This window comes from Acinetobacter sp. WCHAc060025, assembly GCF_004209355.1.
In the GTDB taxonomy this organism is placed as follows: Bacteria; Pseudomonadota; Gammaproteobacteria; order Pseudomonadales; family Moraxellaceae; genus Acinetobacter; species Acinetobacter wuhouensis.
On sequence record NZ_SGSX01000017.1, the window covers coordinates 26376 to 47171 of the forward strand.

Consider the following 20796-nt stretch of genomic DNA (forward strand, 5'->3'; position numbering starts at 1 on the left):
GCCAATAGTTATTGCGATGGAAGTTTAACTATTAGTGTGTCATAACAACGTGAAAAGTAGTAAAAGGTAAAAAATGAATCTACATGAGTATCAATCGAAAGCGCTGTTAAAAAAATATGGTATGCCAGTTCAAGAAGGCATTTTAATTACAACTCCTGATGAAGCTTCTAAAGCATTTGCCCAAATCGGTGGCAAATTTGCGGTCATGAAAGCTCAGGTTCACGCAGGTGGACGTGGTAAAGCAGGTGGCGTTAAAGTTGTTAAATCTGCCGAAGAAGCAGCAGAATATGCAAAAAATCTATTAGGCACGAATTTAGTGACCTATCAAACAGATGCGAATGGTCAACCTGTAAATAGTATTCTTGTTTGTGAAGATGTCTATCCTGTAGAGCGTGAGCTTTATTTGGGTGCTGTGGTTGATCGTTCAAGCCGTCGTGTGACATTTATGGCATCGACTGAAGGCGGTGTTGAAATTGAGAAAGTTGCAGAAGAGACTCCTGAAAAAATTATCAAAGTAGAAGTAGACCCATTAGTCGGTTTATTGCCATTCCAAGCGCGTGATGTGGCATTCCAATTGGGCTTGAAAGATAAGCAGATTGCTCAATTCGTGACGATTATGACAGGTGCTTATCAAGCATTTGTAGAAAATGATTTTGCCTTATTTGAAATTAATCCATTGTCTGTTCGTGAAAATGGTGAAATTCTCTGTGTAGATGCAAAAATTGGCATCGACTCGAACGCGTTGTATCGTCTTCCTGAAATTGCAGCGATGCGTGATAAATCTCAGGAAAATGAGCGTGAGTTGAAAGCATCTGAATTTGACCTAAACTATGTTGCGCTTGAAGGTAATATTGGTTGTATGGTGAATGGTGCCGGTCTTGCAATGGCAACCATGGATATTATAAAACTGTATGGTGGTCAACCTGCTAACTTCCTTGATGTTGGTGGTGGTGCAACCAAAGATCGCGTGATTGAAGCATTCAAAATTATTCTTTCAGATTCGTCTGTGCAAGGTGTTTTGATCAATATCTTCGGTGGAATCGTACGTTGTGACATGATTGCTGAAGCAATTATTGCAGCGGTTCAAGAAGTAAATGTAACTGTACCTGTAGTTGTTCGTTTAGAAGGGAACAATGCAGAATTAGGTGCAAAATTACTTGATGAATCAGGTTTAAAATTAATTTCTGCGAACGGTTTAGCTGATGCCGCAGAAAAAGTTGTTGCTGCAGTGAAAGCGTAAGGAGTATCAATCATGAGCGTATTAGTAAATAAAGACACAAAAGTATTGGTACAAGGCTTTACAGGTAAAAATGGTACTTTCCATTCTGAGCAATCAATTGCCTATGGTACGAAAGTGGTGGGTGGTGTAACACCAGGCAAAGGCGGTCAAACACATATTGGTTTACCTGTATTTAACACCATGCGTGAAGCTGTGAAAGAAACAGGTGCAAATGCAACTTCGATTTATGTGCCTGCACCGTTTGTTTTAGATTCAATTATTGAGTCTATTGATTCAGGTATTGAGTTGATTGTGGTGATTACTGAAGGGGTACCTACTTTAGACATGCTGAAAGCAAAACGTTACCTTGAAACTTATGGTAATGGTGCACGTTTAATTGGTCCGAACTGTCCAGGGATTATCACTCCAGGTGAATGTAAGATCGGGATCATGCCAGGTCATATTCACCAACCAGGTAAAATCGGGATTATTTCACGTTCAGGTACATTGACTTATGAAGCAGTTGCGCAAACAACTAAGCTTGGTTTAGGTCAGTCAACTTGTATCGGGATCGGTGGTGACCCAATTCCAGGGATGAACCAAATTGACTGCTTGAAATTGTTCCAGGAAGATCCGCAAACTGAAGCGATCATTATGATCGGTGAAATTGGTGGTACTGCGGAAGAAGAAGCAGCTGAATATATTCAATCGAATGTAACGAAGCCAGTTGTGGGTTATATTGCAGGTGTGACCGCGCCGAAAGGTAAACGTATGGGTCACGCAGGTGCAATTATTTCTGGTGGTAAAGGTACAGCAGAAGAAAAATTTGCGGCATTTGAAAAAGCGGGTATGGCCTATACCCGTAGCCCAGCAGAATTGGGTTCTACCATGTTAGAAGTTTTGAAAAAGCAAGGTTTGGCTTAATTTAGAATTGATTTTGAATAATTAAATTCAAATAAATTTATCCAAATAGCTTAACTGAGTTGAAAAATGGGCATCACAAGATGCCCATTTTTTATGATTGTAAATTGATGAAAAATAAATGATTAGCCTTTCACTAATCCGCCATCAACAATCAAATTTTGTCCTGTCACGGCACGTGACCATGGTGATAAGAACATTAAAATTGCATCTGCAAATTGTTCAGGTGTGGTCACTTCTTGGAGTGGTGTAGAAGCTGCAATTAAATCGAATACTTGATCTGGAGTTGCACTGCTGGCATCGGTTTTACGAAGTAAACCACCAGACAGCATATTGACATTGATCCCGTATTGTCCCAAGTCATGAGATGTAGTGCGTGTAAAAGCCAAAAGAGCCGCTTTGGCAGCCGTATAGTCATGATAAGGTACAACAGGGTTTTGGACTAAATTGGTTCCAATATTTACAATACGTCCGAAATGCGCTGCTTTCATATCGTCTAAAGCTGCTTGTGTAGTATTTAGTGCAGCTTTAACAGCACTGTCCAATTGTTGTTGCATCGTATTCCAACTCAAAGTTTCAACTTTAGGGCGCGCATCTCCATCAAATTAAAAAGACAATAGAGCATTGTTGATCACAGATGTAATTGCATGACCAAAATGCGTTTTGGCTTGAGTGAACATGGTTTTGACTTGCTCAGCATCAGTAATATCAGCTTTATAGATAAAAACTTGATCAGCATATTTTTGCATAAGCTGTTGAGCAGACGCTTCACTACTGAAATAATTCACCACGACACGTGCGCCTTCGCGAATTAAGGCGTGTGTAATCGCCAGACCTAAGCCTCTAGCCCCACCTGTAACTAAGATAATTTGATCACGTATTTCCATGGTTTATGCCCAAATTTGAATGATTGAAGATAGTAGCATTGTTCTTAAGTTGAAGGATAAATTGGAAGGGTTTAATAATATTTTAACGCATGGTTATGCTATATTTTGTGTGAAGAAAATCGCAAAAATAAAGTAAAATTTTTGAATGAGACAACCAAGCATCACATTATGCATTTTGAGTGGACTAAGCTTATTATTGAGCGTGATGAGCTATGCTGATTCATCTATTCCCGTGGCGCTGATGCAATTAGAACAGCAAACGGGATCTTCGGATTCATCGTCAGAAGATGTGCGTATTGATGAAAAGCAAATAGAAAACCAAGCAGAAGATTCTGTCGAGAATTTAGCACAAGAGATTCTTGAGCCTGAGCCTATTTTTCAAATAGAGCCTGAAAATCAAAACATACCAGAAGTTGAAGATCAGCAAACACAAGTTTTTGAGACACAAGAAGACATCCAAAAGAAAATTGCTGTAGAGCATGAACAGCAGGCAACGGATTATTCAATTTTGAATAATAACTTTTATCAAAATGATCGTTTCCGCATTTTTAACTACACTGCTTATAATGTAGAACAGTTAAAGAGCTCTTTAGTAAATCCTACAGTAGCTGGCTCAGGCTCAAATGAGTTTTATATTTCATTTGGTTATGGCATGGAGTTTAAAATCAATGATGACAACAGAATTGGTTATGAATACCTCTCCTCATTTCCCTATGATCGTGGGCAGATTATTCGTTTTTTTTGGGCGAGACGATTAAAGTATTGATTATAATTAAATGATGATGAACAGCGATCAAAAAAGAATAAATAATGTTGAAATAAATACAACTTGAAACATGACCTGACGTCAAAATACATATTAAATCGATATGTTTATCGCAATGAGATAAAAATGGTGATGAACATGTTACAGAAAATTCTTTTATTAGGTGTTCTTGGTGTATCTCTTACAGGGTGTATTGTTGCACCGTATGATGATGGCTATGATCGCGGCGGTTATGGACACCGTCATGATTCTGATAGACGTTGGGATCAACGCCGTGATGATAAACGCGGTGACGATCGTCGTTGGGATAAGCGTCAAGGAAATCAAAATAATCAAGATGATCGACGGAATCGACCAGATTGGAATTGGAATGGTCGTTGATGATATTGCGATGCTGAAAATCAAAATAGGCTGAATGAGTTCAGCCTATTTTTTAAAGTGAGTGATTCAGTTAAGATCTTCTTAGATTTTTTTAAATAAGCCTGCTTGTACAACACCAGCTTTGGTCTGTTTTTGCAATTGCCATGTCGTAGGTAGGTTTAACTGATGTAAGGGGCAATCTGCTTCAACATAAATCAAAGCATCATTTGCCAATAAAGGATCAACTTTTTCAGCCAATTCATTCCACAGATTTAAACTATAGGGTGGGTCTAAAAACACTAAATCAAATTGTTCATTCAAACTAGATAATGCTTGTTGTGCAGTTTGAACTTTTAACTGACAATTTTCAGCTTTGAGTAAAGTGATATTGTCTTTTAAAAACTTAGCCTGAGTTGCATTGGGTTCAACCATGATCACATGACGAGCGCCACGAGAAAGTGCTTCAAAACTTAAAGCGCCAGAACCAGCACATAAGTCTAGCACTTTCGCATTTTGCACATCCCACATTAACCAGTTAAATAAAGTTTCACGTACACGATCTGGGGTAGGGCGTAATCCTTCAATATCCGCAAAGGGAAGCATGCGACGTTTCCATTCTCCACCAATAATACGTAATTGATTTTTTCCTCTATTATTCACTGATGTCTGCCTGTGTTGCTGGGGCTGTATGGGTTTGTGGTGCAGGGCGATTTGTGGTCGCATTGCGTTGATTGTTCGTTGTCGGCTGAGAACCTTGTGTATTTGGCTTTGGTTTAGGCATGGCATTCGGATCTGCAGAAAGTGATATATCACCACTTGGTAATTCACCAGGTTTAATACCTGCTGTCATTAGACCACCGCTTAAGTGATGGTTTTGTGGAACAATTGGTTTTTTCTTACGTGTTAACATCCAGTAATCAAATACTGGACGGGCAATCTGCGCTGCCGAGCCACCATGCTTACCATTTTCCCAAATCACAGCAATGGCTATTTCTGGATTATCAGCGGGTGCAAACCCGACGAATAAACCATGATCGAGCTGACGGTCTGTGAGCAAGGCTTCATTATAACGCTTACCTTGGGCAATACTTTTAACCTGTGCTGTACCTGTTTTACCTGCAATTTTATAGGCATTGGTACGAATACCACGACCTGTACCACTTTGAATTACATCCACCATGGCATCCTTCATTTTGACCCAGTCTTCATCCGTGCCATTAAATTGAATTTTACCTGTTGGTGCATTCAATACAGGATGATGTTTTGCACCTTTGGATTCACGTAATACATGTGGAATGACATGCGCACCATGATTGGCTGTAATCGCAGTTGCCATTGCGAGTTGCAGAGGTGTTGCGGTAAATGCCCCCTGACCAATACTCACCGAAATGGTTTCACCTTTCAACCATTTGGATTTTCGAGTACGCATTTTCCATTCAGGGCTTGGATATAAACCTGTACTTTCACTTGGCAAATCCACACCTGTTTTTTCACCAAAGCCAAACTGACGCATCCAAGCGTTCATTTTATCAATACCCATTTGATAAGACAGGATATAGAAATAAGTATCACAGGATACAATCTGTGCTTTGTGCATATTGACAGAACCGTGCCCAGTTTTTTTATGGTCACGGAATTTGTGTGAGTCACCAGGTAAGTGGAAATAACCTGGGTCAGAAATTGCAGTATTCCAATCTACTGTTTTGTAATGAATACCACCCATACCAAACATTGGTTTAATAGTAGAGCCAGGCGGATATGTACCTTGCACAGCGCGGTTATATAAGGGCTGATCTAAATTATCCCTTAAACCACTATAATCCTTTGAACTGATACCTGTGACAAATAAATTCGGGTTAAAACTAGGACTTGAAACCAATGCCAAGATTTCACCTGTACGAGGGTCTATGGCAACAACAGCACCACGACGACCAATTAATTGTTCAGCAGCAACAGTTTGTAAGCCAAAATCTAATGATAAATAAAGATCATTACCGCGGATGGCTTCCTTACGACCAAGATGACGCAATACATTACCATGTGCATCCGCTTCGATCGACTCATAACCTGGAACGCCGTGTAGCAAATCTTCATAAGATTTTTCTACACCGATTTTCCCGATTAAGTTGGTTCCTGCGTAACTATCTTTATCAATTTCTTTGAGTTCTTTATCGTTAATACGTCCTACATAGCCAATAACATGGGCAAATAATTCACCATGTGGATAATAACGGGTCATTTGGGTTTCAATATCTACGCCAGGGAATTGAAACTTCACTTCACTAAAACGGGCAATATCTTGTTCGGTCAAATTCAGCTTTAAGGTCACACGTTCCGTTTTTTTAGAGGTTTTGATTCGGCTATTAAAACGATCAATATCTTCTTGGTTTAGACTTAAGATCGGAACTAAACGTTGTACTGTCCCATCTATATCTTCAACATCGGCTTTACTTAATGTTGCTGTAAAGACAGGGTAATTATCGGCTAGTAAAATCCCATTACGGTCATAAATATAACCACGTGCAGGTGCAATGGGTTGTAAGCGTATACGGTTTTTATCAGAAGCCTCACTAAACTCTTGATGATGAAAAATTTGCAAATAGGCATAGCGTGCAATCAATAAGCACATAAAAAATGAAACAATACCGATGGCAAAAAAGACACGATTACGAAAGATGCGTTTTTCTTGTTGAACATTTTTAAGAGGAAACTGCTGCTTCATACGTGGTCGGCTTTTAAAACTTAAAGATTGCTGAATTTAAGGCGAAATATTTTAACCTAGATTTGAAGTTAAATATTAAAAAACATAAATAACCTATCAAAATATATTCTAACCAAAAATATCACTTAAATATGTTGTAACTCGTTGACCAAATTTGACCATAGCGACAATAAATTTATAGTGATTTGTATATGAGTGAAAAAATAATTCTGTTAAAGTCGGACTTTAAGGATAAATAAATTCGACCTAAGTCAAACTTTAGGGGTAATGGAGAAAATAATGAAAACAATCTTTCCCTTATTAATGTTAGTTGCAATTGGGAATGTTGCACATGCTGACGTTAAAGATTATTTACCAGATTTAAAGAGAATTTTACCAGAAGCGAAATTTAAACCTGAAGATGCTTCTAAGTTGAACTTCGGTGCAGGTGTTACCCAACAAATGGTTCATGGTAATGCTGAGTGGGTCAATCCTTATGGAATTGCCTATGCGAAATTAGGTGCTTTCTACAATGGTGATCATTCATTTGCAGGGCAAGTCGGTTATAGAATACCTGTTGCATTGAATGGAAAAGACAAAAATGGTTTCTACTTAGGTGTTTATGGTGGATCACTAAAAAGCCGAGTCATCGACGGTAAAGATGAGGTTCAATACGGTGCAGGTGCAGACTTAGCCTATGTTTTATTAGACAAAGAGCGAATTAGTACTTTTAGTGTGGGTATGGGCGCGGGTAGTGAATTGCATGATAAAAATGGCAATATGGTGCTTGAAACACGACCACAGATACAGATTTCCTATACCTTAAGTGTAGGCTTCTAAAATACTATGATGATGAATTTATATTTATACACATTTTTCGACCGCGAATAGAAATAATTACGAGAGTCATGCATGTTGGAATACGTTATTGGTTTGTGGCACGCTTTTTTTGATCGCCCCGATCATCTCGCGATATTGAGTATTGTCCCCGTGACTGCGTTCGTTACATGGGCGCATGTATGGATGGCACTCAAAATGGTGTTCTATCCACTTACATTTTGGGGTTTTCATATCGGCCCATTGCCTGTGGGATGGCAGGGCATCGTGCCACGTAAAGCAGGGCGAATCTCAGGCATTATCACAGATAATACATTGTCTAAACTCGGTTCTTTGCGTGAATTTCTTGACGCAATGGATCCTGAAGATATGGCGCGTATCATCGGTGAACAAGTTGGTTTTGAACTTGAGCACCTCATAGATGAAGTCATGTTAGATCGTAATGCGGTGTTATGGGAAAACCTACCTTATTCGATTAAGCGTCGTATTTATGGGCAAGCGCACAAACAATTGCCAGGTACTTTAAAGGAACTCGTGACCGAACTGACCATGAACGTCGAGTCACTTGTAAATATGCGTGATATGGTCGTGAACCAAATGGAAGGTGACCGCCGTTTGATGGTGCGCATGTTTTTAAAGGTTGGTCAAAAAGAGATCAATTTTATTTGGCATATTAGTGCATTAATCGGAATATTTTTCGGTATTATTCAAATGTTTGTGTATGTTTTCATCCCACAACATTGGACAGTACCGTTCTTTGCTGCGATCTGGGGCTTTTTAACCAACTGGATTGCAATTTGGATGGTCTTCAACCCTGTTGAACCACATTATATCCGTTATCCGCAATTCTTTGAATTGACAAAAGATCGAAAATTTCCGTGGATTAAGCCTGTTATTCCGCGCATAGGGACTTATAATGTGCAAGGCGCGTTTATGAAACGCCAAGAAGAAGTCTCTGAAGTTTTTGCGAGTGTAGTCACTGAAGACCTAATTACGTTAAAATCCATCATGACCGAAATGATGTATGGTCCAAAGAAAGACAAAACCCGCCGTATTGTAAAACGTCATGTGAATGAAATAATGGAAACTCCATTGGTTCGTACTTCTTTACAATTGTCATTGGGTCCAAAAGAGTATGCAAAACTCAAGACAGACTTGATTGATCGGTCGATTGAAATTACGATGGTGCCAGTAAGCGACCCTGCTTTTAACGCAAGTCGAGCGCAGAAAATCTTTTCTATGTTCAAAGAGCGTATTCGCGAATTAACGCCTAAAGAGTTTCAGAACTTATTACGTCCTGCATTCCAGGAAGACGAATGGATTCTGATTGTGCTGGGTGGTGTCACGGGCTTTTTTGCTGGTTTAATACATTTATTTTTGGTTTTTATAGAATAGATACCAACGCAGTGCCAGTGGTCTAGCTGACAAATACAAGGTATCAAATACATAGTTTTAAATGAGGATGTTTTTTTATGCGCATTATATTACTCGGACCACCTGGAGCAGGTAAAGGTACACAAGCTCAGTTGATCTGTAAGCGCTACAATGTCCCACAAATTTCAACCGGTGATATGCTCCGTGCTGCGATTCGTGAAGGTACTGAATTAGGTCTTAAAGCTAAAAGCGTGATGGAGTCAGGTGGCTTAGTCTCTGATGAGCTGATCATTGGTTTAGTGAAAGAACGTATTGCACAACCTGATTGTGTCAATGGATGTATCTTTGATGGTTTCCCACGTACGATTCCTCAAGCTGAAGCTTTAGAGAACGAAGGGATTACAATTGATCACGTGATCGAAATTGATGTACCTGACGAAGAAATCGTAAAACGTCTTTCTGGTCGCCGTCAGCACCCTGCATCTGGTCGTATTTATCATACGATCTACAATCCACCGAAAGTGGAAGGTAAAGATGATGAAACTGGTGAAGACCTTGTTCAACGTCCAGATGATTTAGAAGCAACCATTCGTAAACGTTTAGGTTCTTATCATACAGAAACTGAACAGCTTGTAGGTTTCTATCAAGGTCGTGCAGCTTCTGGTGAAAATGCGCCTACTTATGACAAATTGAACGGTTTACGTCCAATCGAAGAAGTTCAAAAAGACTTATTTGCTATTTTAGATAAATAAGATCGAACTCAAAGTTTTTAAACTTTGACAAAAAAAGAGACCTGATCCATATTAGGTCTCTTTTTTTTATGGGCGATAGACGATGAAAATTGCACTTATTGGATTGGTTATTTTAAGCGTAATTGTTTTGCTTGGTTTATTGTTTATGAGTTTCAAGTTGTTACGTAAAACACAAAAAGAAGAGTCTGCTGTGCGTAAAGAAATGCGTAAATCTGGCAATTATCAAGTTCATCCGCAAGTGGCTGAAGAGTTAAAACGCTTAGATCAGTTAAAAAAAGATTTAGAGAATAAAAATAAAGAGCACCAGAATAAATAGAGATGATGTGTATTAAGTTCAGTTCCTATGTAGATCACTTGTCATATGAGGGCGGGAATAAATGAAAAACATGCCAATTTCATTGTTTTCTATTGTATCTATGTCGATTTGAAAGCCTAATTTTTTATAGAGCTGAATAGCAGGAGCATTTACTGCAATCACAGAGAGTACAATTTTATCTACATACTGCTGACCATACTGAATAGCTGCGTGTAGAAGCTGTGTAGCAACGCTTTGATGTCTAAATGTGGATTCGACATAGAATCCATATAAGTGCGCTTGAGGCTTCGCTCCTAAATCATCGTCTATATGAAATATCAGTACGCCAATAATTTGACTTTGTGAATAAGCCGCAAAAATAATATTGTTGGAAATAACTTCTGAAAAGACACTCAGTGGTCGTTCAATTTCAATCGCATAGATTGCGCCAAACATGTCTGGCGAGTTTTTGAGTGCAGACAAACGGATAGTTTTGAAGTCATGCACGTCATCGACACTCAGCTGTCGAATTATAATTTCAGTCATTTTTAGTAATTTATTATTGAACTGGATTATGATACTCGATGAAATTTTATTTCAATACTTATCTTCGTATCTATAAAATTCGAGTATATAGAACAAAATCGCTCTGATTTTATTCTACGATTCTACACTTTTCACTTTAATTTCTCTAACAGCACCAAACTCATATTTATCATTCCAATTGCATACATCAGACACGATACATTCACCACATTTAGGTTTGCGCGCAATACAACAATAACGTCCGTGTAAAATAAGCCAATGATGTGAGTCAATGATAAATTCTTTAGGAATGACTTTAATTAAGCGTTGTTCCACTTCAAGCACATCTTTACCAACAGCCAAGCCTGTACGGTTCCCCAAGCGGAAAATATGTGTATCTACCGCCATTGTCGGCTGTCCAAAGGCAGTATTGAGTACCACATTGGCTGTTTTACGTCCCACACCAGGTAAAGCTTCCAAATCCTTACGATTGTCAGGAACTTGGCTGTTATGCAGTTCTATCAGCATTTTGCAGGCTTTAATGACATTTTCAGCCTTAGAATTATATAAGCCGATGGTCTTAATATATTCCTTCAAGCCATCGACACCGAGTGCATAAATCGCTTCTGGCGTATTGGCAATCGGGAAAAGTTTATCGGTTGCCTTATTTACACTGACGTCAGTCGCTTGCGCAGATAAAGTCACAGCAACTAAAAGCTCAAAAGGATTTGAATAATTCAGCTCAGTTTCAGGATGCGGACGTTGCTCACGTAATCTTTCAAAGAAAATTTGAATTTGTTTTTTGGTCATGTTTTTTGTCGGTTTTTCTACTGCCATTACTCAGCATCTCCTTGTAAAACAGACAATTGTTTTTGTAAATCATTCAATTGGTTTTGTTTGTTTTGATCAGCACGAACGCTGAGTTGTTTTTCTAATTTTTTAATTTGTGTACGGATTTTTGCCAATTCAATGGTGGTTTTTGCATCATGAATCACAGGGTTTTTGATTGGGGTTTCTACAACTTCAATGGTGGGCAAAGCTTGAGATTGTTGGGTAATTTGCGCAAATAATTCAGTATCAATTTCGGCACGAACGACAGGGCCTTTACGGTGAATACGTCGTTTTTCCTCACGTTGAATATGTGCGTAATAACGATTACGTAGATCCCCTTGCTCTGAAATTCGTTGTTCATCATTTGGAATCGGTTGAATATCTTCAACTAAATCAATGCAATCTACAGGACAAGGAGGAATACACAGTTCGCACCCTGTACACAAATCGGTCAAAACAGTATGCATCAATTTACCTGAACCGATAATGGCATCGACAGGGCAGGCACTGATACATTTGGTACAGCCAATACATTCATCTTCACGAATAATGGCTTTCATCCGTTGTGGACGACCATCGCTTTGAATGTCCCATACACTCGGTTCAGCAGTTAATTTTGGACGTGCCAATAACTCTGCTAAAGCATCTGCAACAGGTTGTCCGCCAGGTACACATTTATTGGCATCCTCACCTTCAACAATTGATTTTGCATAAGGTAAGCACCCATCACGATGACCACAGAGTCCACATTGGGTTTGAGGCAAAATTGCGTCAATTTGCTGGATGAGAGAGAGGGACGAATTCATGTGAAACAACTTCAAAGAAATAAAAACGCATTTCAAAAATGAAATGAGAGTGGGATTTTATCATGAATTATCAATAAAATCTTTGCTCCATTTCTGCACTATTTTTGCTCTAATATTGTGCTAATTATGCCTTAAATTAAGTCAAATTTAACAATAATTGATAAATAATATTAATAATTTATAAAATAATAAGTTATAGATAGTTTTAATTATATTATTGAATAAAAGTATAAAATTAAAATAATGAAAAAAAATGTTGTGGATTTGAAATAAAAGGGCTTAAATACTTTGCGCCAAAATAATTCATTAATTGAACTATTTGAACCATTTTGAATCATTTTCTGCTGAGGAATGAACGTTGAAATATACTAGCCTGAATGACTTCTTAAATTACGTAAAAGCACGTGATCCAAATCAACCTGAATTTCTGCAAGCTGTAGAAGAAGTAATGACCAGCTTATGGCCATTTATTGAAAAAAATCCACAATATGCAGATTATGGTTTGCTTGAGCGTCTTGTAGAGCCTGAACGTGCTATTCAATTTCGCGTTTCTTGGTTAGATGACCAAGGTCAAACTCAAGTTAACCGTGCTTTCCGTGTCCAATACAACTCTGCGATTGGTCCATTTAAGGGCGGTATGCGTTTCCATCCATCTGTAAACCTTTCGATTTTAAAATTCTTAGGTTTCGAACAAACATTTAAAAATGCCTTAACAACACTTCCTATGGGTGGTGGTAAAGGTGGTTCTGACTTTAACCCGAAAGGTAAGTCAGAAGGCGAAATCATGCGTTTCTGTCAAGCTTTGATGGTTGAGTTATATCGTCATCTTGGTTCTAACACAGATATTCCTGCGGGTGATATCGGTGTTGGTGGTCGTGAAGTCGGCTACATGGCAGGTATGATGAAGAAGCTCAGCAATGACACTTCATGCGTATTCACAGGTAAAGGTCTATCTTTCGGTGGTTCTTTGGCTCGCCCTGAAGCGACTGGTTTCGGTACTGTATATTTTGCTGAAGAAATGCTAAAAACTCGCAGTGACAGCTTTAAAGATAAAGTTGTAACAATTTCAGGTTCTGGTAACGTTGCACAATATGCTGCTGAAAAAGCAATGTATTTGGGTGCGAAAGTGGTTTCACTTTCTGACTCAAACGGTACTGTTTACGTGAAAGATGGTTTCACGACTGAACTTCTTTGTGAAGTGATGGAACTTAAAAATGTAAAACGTGGTCGTATTTCTGAGTTCGCGTCTAAACACGGTTTTGAATATCTTGAAGGCAAACGCCCTTGGGGTATCAAGTGTGACATCGCGCTTCCATGTGCAACTCAAAATGAGTTAACAGAAGAAGATGCGGTTGCATTACTTGCAAACGGCGTGATCTGTGTGGCTGAAGGTGCAAATATGCCTTCTACACTTGAAGCTGTTGAGAAATTCGTTGAAGCGAAAATCCTTTATGCACCAGGTAAAGCGTCAAATGCAGGTGGTGTAGCAACTTCAGGTCTTGAAATGTCACAAAACTCAATCCGTTTGGGTTGGACATTTGAAGAAGTGGATGAGCGCCTACATGCGATCATGAAAGAAATTCACCGTAACTGTGTGAAATACGGTACTGAAGAAGATGGTACTGTGAACTATGTAAACGGTGCAAATATTGCAGGCTTTGTAAAAGTTGCTGATGCAATGTTAGCGCAAGGTGTATTCTAAGGTTTAATTTAGAATCATAAAAAAACCGATGCTTTTGCATCGGTTTTTTTATGCCGAAAATTTAGTTTTGTATATTTTGTTAGGTATTTACCCATTTCAATGATTTTAAAAAATATCAGCCAATTTGATTTATGCAGAATGTGATTAAGGTAGAGTGACAACAAAAAGGAAAAAATAAAGTGTCTAGCTATCAATCCCACATTGCGATGTTGTTATTTAAGCAACAAAAAAGAATGTTGCTTTTGCATAAAAATAATACTCAATTTTTACGTAGTTTTTTTGAGAAAGGTACACAACTTGCACCATTGCCGGCGTTTTTTAAGGCTAAAAAAGTGCAGTTTGGCAATGTTCCTACCATGCAAATTGAAAACCTGCGCCCCAATAAAAATCCAAAACGAATCTTGGTCTATATTCATGGCGGTGGTTTTGTCGTGGGTAGCCCGAAAAGTTATAAGGGTTATGTGGCAAGTCTATGTCAGTTGGCGCAAGCGAGTTTTGCTTATTTACCTGATTATCGGTTAGCACCTGAGGCACGATTTCCTGCTGCAATTGATGATGTATTTGCAGCATGGCAAGGCATTATTGAAAAATATCAAGGTTATGAAATTGTCTTAGGTGGTGATTCGGCGGGTGGAAACTTAGCACTCGCTTTGTGTGTTCGAGCACGTGATGCAGGTGTTGCTTTGCCACAGCGTGTTTATCTGTTGTCACCGTGGTTGGATTTAACCCTGACTTTGCCAAGTCATAAGAAACAAGATCATCGTGATCCATTTTTAGGGACATATTTCTTGGAAAGAGATTTTGTACGACATTATGTACAGGAGCAAGATCGTAAAAATCCTCAAATTTCGCCTTTGTTTGCCGATTTTACAGGTTTGCCACCTTTTTATGTGCAAGTGGGTTCAAAGGAAGTTTTGTTGGATGACAGCCGTGAGTTTGCCCGTAAAGCCAAGCTACAAGGTGTTGATGTGCAACTCGATATTTGGACAGGCATGTGGCATGCATGGACAGTTGTGCCTTTTGTTCCTGAAAGTAAAACCGCTTTGAAAAAAGCAGGTTATTGGTTGGGGCAAAGAAGTTTATAAAATTTTAGGCGTTACAATTGTGTATTTTGATCAAGTATCAGGGTAATTTAAGGTCTTCTTTTAGAAGAGTCACTTGAGAATATTCGTTTACATAATGTGATTTCACTTTTTGTATGATCAAAATAGAGTACTAAAAAAACCGATGCCTAAACATCGGTTCTTCTCAAAACTATTCGCAATTTAAAGCTATTCGCATTTTAAAATTACAATGAGCCTTTGATCGCTTCACGTTCAATGATCATGTCTTGAACATAGGCATATTTAGATTGATCTGCCGCAGGATTTTTAATTTCGTAGCGTTTGATGCGAACCACTTGACGCTCATTTGCTGTGTGCTTAAAGCCATCAATATTGTCATAGAACAAAGTCCAATCTTTATCGACTTGGGTTTTCACACCATTTTCAGCATATTTAATCTCACGAACTTGCAAACAAGTTTGTGGACCTACACCAGTACATTGTTTGGTTTCAGGGCTGATTTCTAAAAAGATGGTTTCGCCTTGAGTGTTGTATTTTGTTTCTGGTGTCATTTTACCTGTAAATACAACTTTACCTGCAGTCGGGCTGATCAATGTTAATGTCGGCGCTTCAGTATTGGCAGTATCTAAAACAAATGCTGTTTTACCACCTTGGAATAATGAACCTGCAAAAGCTTCTTGCTTCATAAGTTCAGGTGTACACATCATATTGGTCGCTGCTAAATTACCTGTAGTAATAGTACTATTTGCAATCGTTACAGCACCAAACATATTATTACAACCCGTTTCAATGCTCATCTTTTGATCTTTAAAACTAAGAATAATCGGTTGTTTTGTACCGGCTGGCTGATATGACCACTGATAAGCATTTAATGTTTGTTCAGCATTACCTTGTTGTTGTAAAACTTTCACAGCAGTATCCCCCAATTTTTGAACATCACTTGTTTGGCAAGCTGCAAGGGCTAATGGAAGTAGAGATAAAGCTAAATATTTGAATTTCATGTTTTATTCACTTTTGGAGGAATAGCTATAGAATACTGGATTGGCGTACAAAAACTATGGACGCAATTTATCATTTACGTATCATTATGTATCAATATAACCAAAACTTAAATATTGCTTAACAATTTGTTATAAGTTGTGTGAAATGTGAAGGAAAGTTGGGGGCAGTAAAACTGTTTAGGACTATATTTTAGTCAAAACGATAAATATCCATTCCTAATGCACCCATCGAAAAACTACTATGTACAAGGCTAAAGCGTTGTCCTGTGCCCATAGCAAAGAAAATAGGTGCAAAATGTTCAAGTGTCGGATGATTTTTATTGAGAAACGGAATGCTATCCCAGTCCAATATTGCATCATAATTGCTATGCGTGAGCTTGCTTACAACATAGTTTCTAAATGATGAAGCCCATTCAGGGACTTGATTATTTTGGTTATTCCAAGAAAGTTCTTTTAAATTATGAGTAATACTACCAGAGCCAATGAGCAAAATTTGTCTATCACGTAATGGCGCAAGTGTCTGACCGATTTTATAGATTTGATCGGCATTCATATTTATAGGCAGAGAAATTTCAATGACAGGAATATCTGCTTCTGGATACATGTGTAATAAAGGCATCCAAACGCCATGATCACGAGGGCGAGTACTATTGGCGTGAGCAGTGAGTTGGGCTTCGGCTAAAAGCTGGAGAATTTCTTCAGCCAGTTCAGGGCTTCCAGGAGCAGGGTAACGGATTTCATAGAGTTCTTTAGGGAAACCACGAAAATCATGCCAAGTTTCAGGACGTACCCCAGTATTCACTTCCAAAGCATTACTTTCCCAATGCGCAGACATAACAACGATGGCTTGAGGGCGGGGCAAGTTATAACCTAAGCGTTGTAATGCAGGTCCCACTTGCTCAGGATCTAGTGCAAGCATGGGTGAACCATGTGAAATAAAGAGTCCTGGAAGTGTTTGTAAATTCATACCTTTTGCCTAAATAGTCATTGGTGGGAAAAGCCGAGCTTTTTAGATTAATCTGCGGCAGTTAGCCTGCGCGGTGATAAGGATGATTATGGTTAATGGTCATGGCTCGGTAGAGCTGTTCGATTAACATTACACGTACCATTGGATGTGGCAGGGTAAGTTTTGACAATGACCAATGCCAAGCTGCAGCTTTACGTACCGCTTCAGAATGCCCATCAGGTCCACCGATGGCTAAAACTACATCATTGCCTTCGAGCATCCATCCTTTCATGGTTTCAGCAAGTTTTTCAGTACTAAACTCACGCCCACCTACCTCAAGGGCAATCAATACTTCATTTTGTTTGAGTTGCGCCAAAATACTATCACCTTCAATTTGGCGATATTTCAAAATGTCTGCTTCAGAATCATTTTTGCCACGTTTCGCCATTGGAAGCTCAATGATTTGAGTTTGAACAAAGGGTTGAATTCTTTTGAAATAATCTTCAAAGCCAGTCAGCACCCATGCAGGCATTTTTTGACCGATGGTCAGAATGCGGATTTTCATATTAACAATTTCAAACGTGGTAATTGAACTATTATAACGTGTTATTGGTTATTCTCAGTCCTAGAACAACAATTGAATTTTTAACTGCTGATTTTTTACAACACGCAGTAGGATAAAACCAAAATTAGGATAAATATGCGCTCCGTACAATTTTTAAAAAAAATGCCACATGTTCTCTTATTCACCCTTGCTTTAAACTTTCCGATGCTGAGTATTGCTTCGGATACTAACTTGTATCGACAAGCAGAACCTGAGCGGTTAAAGGAATATTTAAATAATGTCATTCAGCCAACAGCTTTTAGAAATTATGAAAATATTCAAGAACTCGATCGTGTAGCGACGTATCTTAAAAAGCAAGTTGAATCATTTTCTATCCCATGTGAATACCAGAGTTATCCTATAGATGGAAAAAACTATAAAAATGTGGTGTGTCGTATTCAAACAGGCAATGCGAAGAAAGTCATAATTGGTGCGCATTATGATGTCTATGGAGACTTTCAAGGTGCAGATGACAATGCTTCGGGTGTAGTTGGGTTGATTGAAACAGCAAGAATACTTGCAAACAATAAAACTGAATTAAAACATAATGTTGAGTTGGTTTTTTATACTTTAGAAGAACCCCCATATTTCCGTACTGAACATATGGGAAGCTATGTCCACGCACAATCGGTGGTAAAACAGAAAGATCAAATTCAAGCGGTATATATTCTAGAAATGATCGGATATTTTGACCATAAAAATGTGCAAGATTATCCGACTGGACTTGGTTTGTTTTATCCCAAACATGGCAATTTTATTGGTGCTGTGAGTAATTTTAGTTCACGCACTTTGGGTGAAAACTATTGTGATGCAATGAAAGCGATGAATCGTTTGGATTGTCAGCGTCTGATTGCACCTTCATTTATTCAAGGTGTCGATTTTTCTGATCATTTGAATTATTGGAACCTTGATATTCCTGCAATCATGATCACAGATACTGCTTTTTTTAGAAATAAGCATTATCACACGGCTGAAGATACGATAGAAAAACTCAACTTAAATAAAATGGCAGATGTCGTCAATGGAGTGGTTTATACCATTTTAAAAAAATCAAATATGTAGTCGAAGTTAACACACTAATTGTTGAAATAATTTGTATAAAATATCCCTATTTTTATGTATGTTGCTAATAAAATCCATCATGTATAAACAATTGATAATTCAAGTAGATCATTCATTTATTAAACAGTAAAACAGGCAAGATCATGGCACTCTGTTTAGTCTCATTCTATGGATAGAGGAAGGCTTTAATTAAAAGCAAATGTGGGGGTGTAAAATGTATAACAAATCATTAGAAATTACATTGGAAGAACTTTTAGAAAAAGCATTTGAACAGGTGACTTATCGTCCTCAATTTTTACAACAACTCTTGGATTCCTACATTTATATTCTAGGAACAAGTGCAGAAAGCATTAGTGAACATATTGAACATACCTTGAAAGAGGGAAGTGAAGTTCAAATCAAACAATGGCAAAAGAAAGATGGGACATTTTTTTTCCCGTTTTTTACGTCATTGGAAAGATTACAAAAGACAATCCGCAATAATGAAAACTATTTACGAATCAATACGCGAAGTTTTTTTGAGTTAACATTTGGCTCGCATGTTGTTTTAAATCCTTATTCTGAAATAGGTAAGGAATTTCTACCTGCTGAAATTGCTGGATTATTGAACGGAGATTTTGGTTTAAGACCTGATGTTGAGGAGCTAACTATCGACCCAAATACACAATTGAGTCATCCTAGTCCGTATCCAATCAATATGGTTGAACAAATTAAAATTTTATTACAGGTCAATCATGCAGTTTCTTTTGCTTATTTAGCACAAGTCATGGATGAAAAGCATGCAACAAAATCTTCTTTGGTGATTGGCTTGCAATTGTCGCAAGTACTCACTGAGCATGAAAAGCAACAGTTGTATCGGCAAGTGAAACAAACAGCAACTGATTCATTGTTGCAGAAAAAAACCGTCGAACTGGTCTTTGTGGATGCGAATGATCAGACTGCATTGGGTCAATATCTTTTGCATCAAACACAACCCTTTTATTTACGACAAGATGACAAGAAAAAAGGATTCTTTGCTACACTGTTTAACTAAAGCTTACGTGAACTCAAGGAGGGCGTATGCAATACGGTGCAATGCAATTGCTCTCTATGTGGATTAAAGATCGAAAAATACAAAATCAATCTGAACATACTTTAGATGCTTATTTTCGTGATGTTTCGAATTTTATTGATTTTTGCTATGCCAAACAGATTGAATTAACTGAAGTGGAAGCCTCTGATTTAAGAGAATACATTGCATTTCGTGTGGAAAATGATCAACTGACGACCAGCAGTTTACAACGTCACCTAACCTCGATTCGTCAGTTTATGAAATGGGCGAAAGAGGGGCATTATTTAGAGATTAATGCTGCGGATGATTTTCAACTAAAAAGACAAGCACGTCCATTGCCAGGTATGATCGATATTGAAACCGTGAATCAAATCATGGATCAGCCCGAGCCTGAAAAGCCATTGGAAAAACAACTGTGGATTCGTGATAAGGCGATTTTAGAACTTTTATATTCCAGTGGTTTACGATTGGCTGAGATTCAAGGTTTAGCCATTAAAGATATTGATTTTAATCGTCATTTATTACGAATTACTGGTAAAGGGAATAAAACACGTATCGTCCCTTTTGGTTCTAAAGCGCGTGAAAGTTTAATCGCATGGTTGAAAATTTATCGTATTTGGCAGGGTGAGTTTAGCCCAGAATCTTTGGTCTTTATTACCCAACGTGGGACGAGTATTACACCGCGTCAGATTGAAAATCGAGTCAAATATCAGGCACTTCGTGCAGGTGTCAATGTTGATTTGCATCCGCATTTATTACGTCATTGTTTTGCCAGTCATATGTTGTCCAATAGCGGTGACTTACGTGCAGTTCAAGAAATGTTAGGGCATAGTAATTTGACCACTACGCAGATTTATACTCATGTCGATTTTGATCAATTGGCGCAAGTCTATGATCGTGCGCATCCTCGTGCATCACGTGCAAAAGTAAATGATGAGTAGCATTAGTTAGGTGCATTAAGCCCCTTTTTTTGTACGTTTTGAGTAGATTTTAATCATATTAAGTTAAACATTTTATTCACAGAATAGACATAAATTGCATATAAAAAAGCCGAAAGGATAATTGTTTTTAGTAGTGCTCTGCTGTATATCT

21 protein-coding genes and 1 pseudogene are annotated in these 20796 nt (G+C 38.2%); 13 read left to right on the forward strand and 9 right to left on the reverse strand.

Annotated elements, in window-relative coordinates; translation table 11 throughout:
- Positions 1-73: 73 nt before the first annotated feature.
- Positions 74-1240, forward strand: coding sequence for an ADP-forming succinate--CoA ligase subunit beta (gene sucC / locus EXE09_RS14090; protein ID WP_087552495.1), 1167 nt, complete (start codon positions 74-76; stop codon positions 1238-1240).
- Between the two features lie 12 nt (positions 1241-1252).
- A complete protein-coding gene (sucD, locus tag EXE09_RS14095) occupies positions 1253-2143 on the forward strand; it encodes a succinate--CoA ligase subunit alpha (RefSeq protein WP_068973520.1) in 891 nt (296 codons plus the stop codon).
- A 122-nt stretch (positions 2144-2265) separates the two neighbouring features.
- Here the strand turns inward: sucD and EXE09_RS14100 are convergent.
- A pseudogene (locus EXE09_RS14100) lies at positions 2266-3027 on the reverse strand (3-oxoacyl-ACP reductase).
- A gap of 205 nt (positions 3028-3232) precedes the next feature.
- Between EXE09_RS14100 and EXE09_RS19095 the strand changes: the two are divergent.
- Positions 3233-3793 (forward strand): hypothetical protein, encoded by a 561-nt coding sequence (locus EXE09_RS19095; RefSeq protein WP_228257217.1) that lies wholly within the window; start codon positions 3233-3235, stop codon positions 3791-3793.
- A gap of 138 nt (positions 3794-3931) precedes the next feature.
- Positions 3932-4174, forward strand: coding sequence for a hypothetical protein (locus EXE09_RS14110; RefSeq protein ID WP_130117693.1), 243 nt, complete (start codon positions 3932-3934; stop codon positions 4172-4174).
- Between the two features lie 81 nt (positions 4175-4255).
- Here EXE09_RS14110 and rsmD read toward each other — a convergent pair whose 3' ends face one another.
- Both rsmD and mrdA read right to left on the reverse strand, forming a co-directional pair.
- Positions 4256-4756: a 16S rRNA (guanine(966)-N(2))-methyltransferase RsmD gene (gene rsmD / locus EXE09_RS14115; RefSeq protein WP_265937154.1), complete on the reverse strand. Its 501-nt coding sequence runs from the start codon at positions 4754-4756 to the stop codon at positions 4256-4258.
- A 49-nt stretch (positions 4757-4805) separates the two neighbouring features.
- Positions 4806-6875 carry a penicillin-binding protein 2 gene (mrdA, locus tag EXE09_RS14120; RefSeq protein ID WP_130117695.1) on the reverse strand — a complete coding sequence of 690 codons (2070 nt, stop codon included), beginning with the start codon at positions 6873-6875 and terminating at the stop codon, positions 4806-4808.
- A gap of 279 nt (positions 6876-7154) precedes the next feature.
- On the opposite strand from mrdA, the gene EXE09_RS14125 reads away from it, so the two are divergent.
- The 4 genes from EXE09_RS14125 to EXE09_RS14140 all read left to right on the forward strand — a co-directional run bounded on the left by EXE09_RS14125 (position 7155) and on the right by EXE09_RS14140 (position 10133).
- Positions 7155-7694 carry a hypothetical protein gene (locus EXE09_RS14125; RefSeq protein WP_130117696.1) on the forward strand — a complete coding sequence of 180 codons (540 nt, stop codon included), beginning with the start codon at positions 7155-7157 and terminating at the stop codon, positions 7692-7694.
- A gap of 72 nt (positions 7695-7766) precedes the next feature.
- Positions 7767-9086: a hypothetical protein gene (locus EXE09_RS14130; protein ID WP_130117697.1), complete on the forward strand. Its 1320-nt coding sequence runs from the start codon at positions 7767-7769 to the stop codon at positions 9084-9086.
- Positions 9087-9163: 77 nt separating this feature from the next.
- A complete protein-coding gene (adk, locus tag EXE09_RS14135) occupies positions 9164-9817 on the forward strand; it encodes an adenylate kinase (RefSeq protein ID WP_068973525.1) in 654 nt (217 codons plus the stop codon).
- An 82-nt stretch (positions 9818-9899) separates the two neighbouring features.
- On the forward strand, positions 9900-10133 hold the full coding sequence (locus EXE09_RS14140; protein WP_068973526.1) for a hypothetical protein: 234 nt from the start codon (positions 9900-9902) through the stop codon (positions 10131-10133).
- 18 nt (positions 10134-10151) lie between these two features.
- On the opposite strand, the gene EXE09_RS14145 is transcribed toward EXE09_RS14140, so the two are convergent.
- The 3 genes from EXE09_RS14145 to EXE09_RS14155 form a co-directional block, all read right to left on the reverse strand.
- Positions 10152-10658, reverse strand: coding sequence for a GNAT family N-acetyltransferase (locus tag EXE09_RS14145; RefSeq protein ID WP_130117698.1), 507 nt, complete (start codon positions 10656-10658; stop codon positions 10152-10154).
- Between the two features lie 114 nt (positions 10659-10772).
- Positions 10773-11474, reverse strand: a complete 702-nt coding sequence (gene nth / locus EXE09_RS14150) for an endonuclease III (RefSeq protein ID WP_130113561.1) — start codon at positions 11472-11474, stop codon at positions 10773-10775.
- Positions 11474-12274 carry an RnfABCDGE type electron transport complex subunit B gene (locus EXE09_RS14155; protein ID WP_130117699.1) on the reverse strand — a complete coding sequence of 267 codons (801 nt, stop codon included), beginning with the start codon at positions 12272-12274 and terminating at the stop codon, positions 11474-11476. The genes nth and EXE09_RS14155 overlap by 1 nt, the downstream gene beginning before the upstream one ends.
- Positions 12275-12632: 358 nt before the next feature.
- Here EXE09_RS14155 and gdhA point away from each other — a divergent pair, with 358 nt between their 5' ends.
- The gene (gdhA, locus tag EXE09_RS14160; RefSeq protein WP_087552488.1) at positions 12633-13976 is read left to right on the forward strand and encodes an NADP-specific glutamate dehydrogenase; all 1344 of its coding nucleotides are present in this window, start codon (positions 12633-12635) and stop codon (positions 13974-13976) included.
- Between the two features lie 179 nt (positions 13977-14155).
- Positions 14156-15061 carry an alpha/beta hydrolase gene (locus EXE09_RS14165; protein ID WP_068973531.1) on the forward strand — a complete coding sequence of 302 codons (906 nt, stop codon included), beginning with the start codon at positions 14156-14158 and terminating at the stop codon, positions 15059-15061.
- Positions 15062-15264: 203 nt separating this feature from the next.
- Here EXE09_RS14165 and EXE09_RS14170 read toward each other — a convergent pair whose 3' ends face one another.
- The 3 genes from EXE09_RS14170 to rlmH form a co-directional block, all read right to left on the reverse strand.
- Positions 15265-16041, reverse strand: coding sequence for a DUF4377 domain-containing protein (locus tag EXE09_RS14170; RefSeq protein WP_130117700.1), 777 nt, complete (start codon positions 16039-16041; stop codon positions 15265-15267).
- Between the two features lie 190 nt (positions 16042-16231).
- Positions 16232-17008, reverse strand: a complete 777-nt coding sequence (locus EXE09_RS14175; protein WP_130117701.1) for a DODA-type extradiol aromatic ring-opening family dioxygenase — start codon at positions 17006-17008, stop codon at positions 16232-16234.
- 61 nt (positions 17009-17069) lie between these two features.
- Complete coding sequence (gene rlmH, locus EXE09_RS14180; protein ID WP_087552483.1) at positions 17070-17552, reverse strand: 23S rRNA (pseudouridine(1915)-N(3))-methyltransferase RlmH; 483 nt, start codon at positions 17550-17552, stop codon at positions 17070-17072.
- A gap of 204 nt (positions 17553-17756) precedes the next feature.
- On the opposite strand from rlmH, the gene EXE09_RS14185 reads away from it, so the two are divergent.
- The 3 genes from EXE09_RS14185 to EXE09_RS14195 all read left to right on the forward strand — a co-directional run bounded on the left by EXE09_RS14185 (position 17757) and on the right by EXE09_RS14195 (position 20645).
- On the forward strand, positions 17757-18653 hold the full coding sequence (locus tag EXE09_RS14185) for a M28 family peptidase (protein ID WP_228257218.1): 897 nt from the start codon (positions 17757-17759) through the stop codon (positions 18651-18653).
- A gap of 214 nt (positions 18654-18867) precedes the next feature.
- Positions 18868-19686 carry an enhanced serine sensitivity protein SseB C-terminal domain-containing protein gene (locus tag EXE09_RS14190; RefSeq protein WP_165382071.1) on the forward strand — a complete coding sequence of 273 codons (819 nt, stop codon included), beginning with the start codon at positions 18868-18870 and terminating at the stop codon, positions 19684-19686.
- A 56-nt stretch (positions 19687-19742) separates the two neighbouring features.
- Entirely contained in the window at positions 19743-20645 is a 903-nt protein-coding gene (locus tag EXE09_RS14195; RefSeq protein ID WP_162994979.1) for a tyrosine recombinase XerC, read from the forward strand.
- Positions 20646-20796 lie beyond the last annotated feature (151 nt).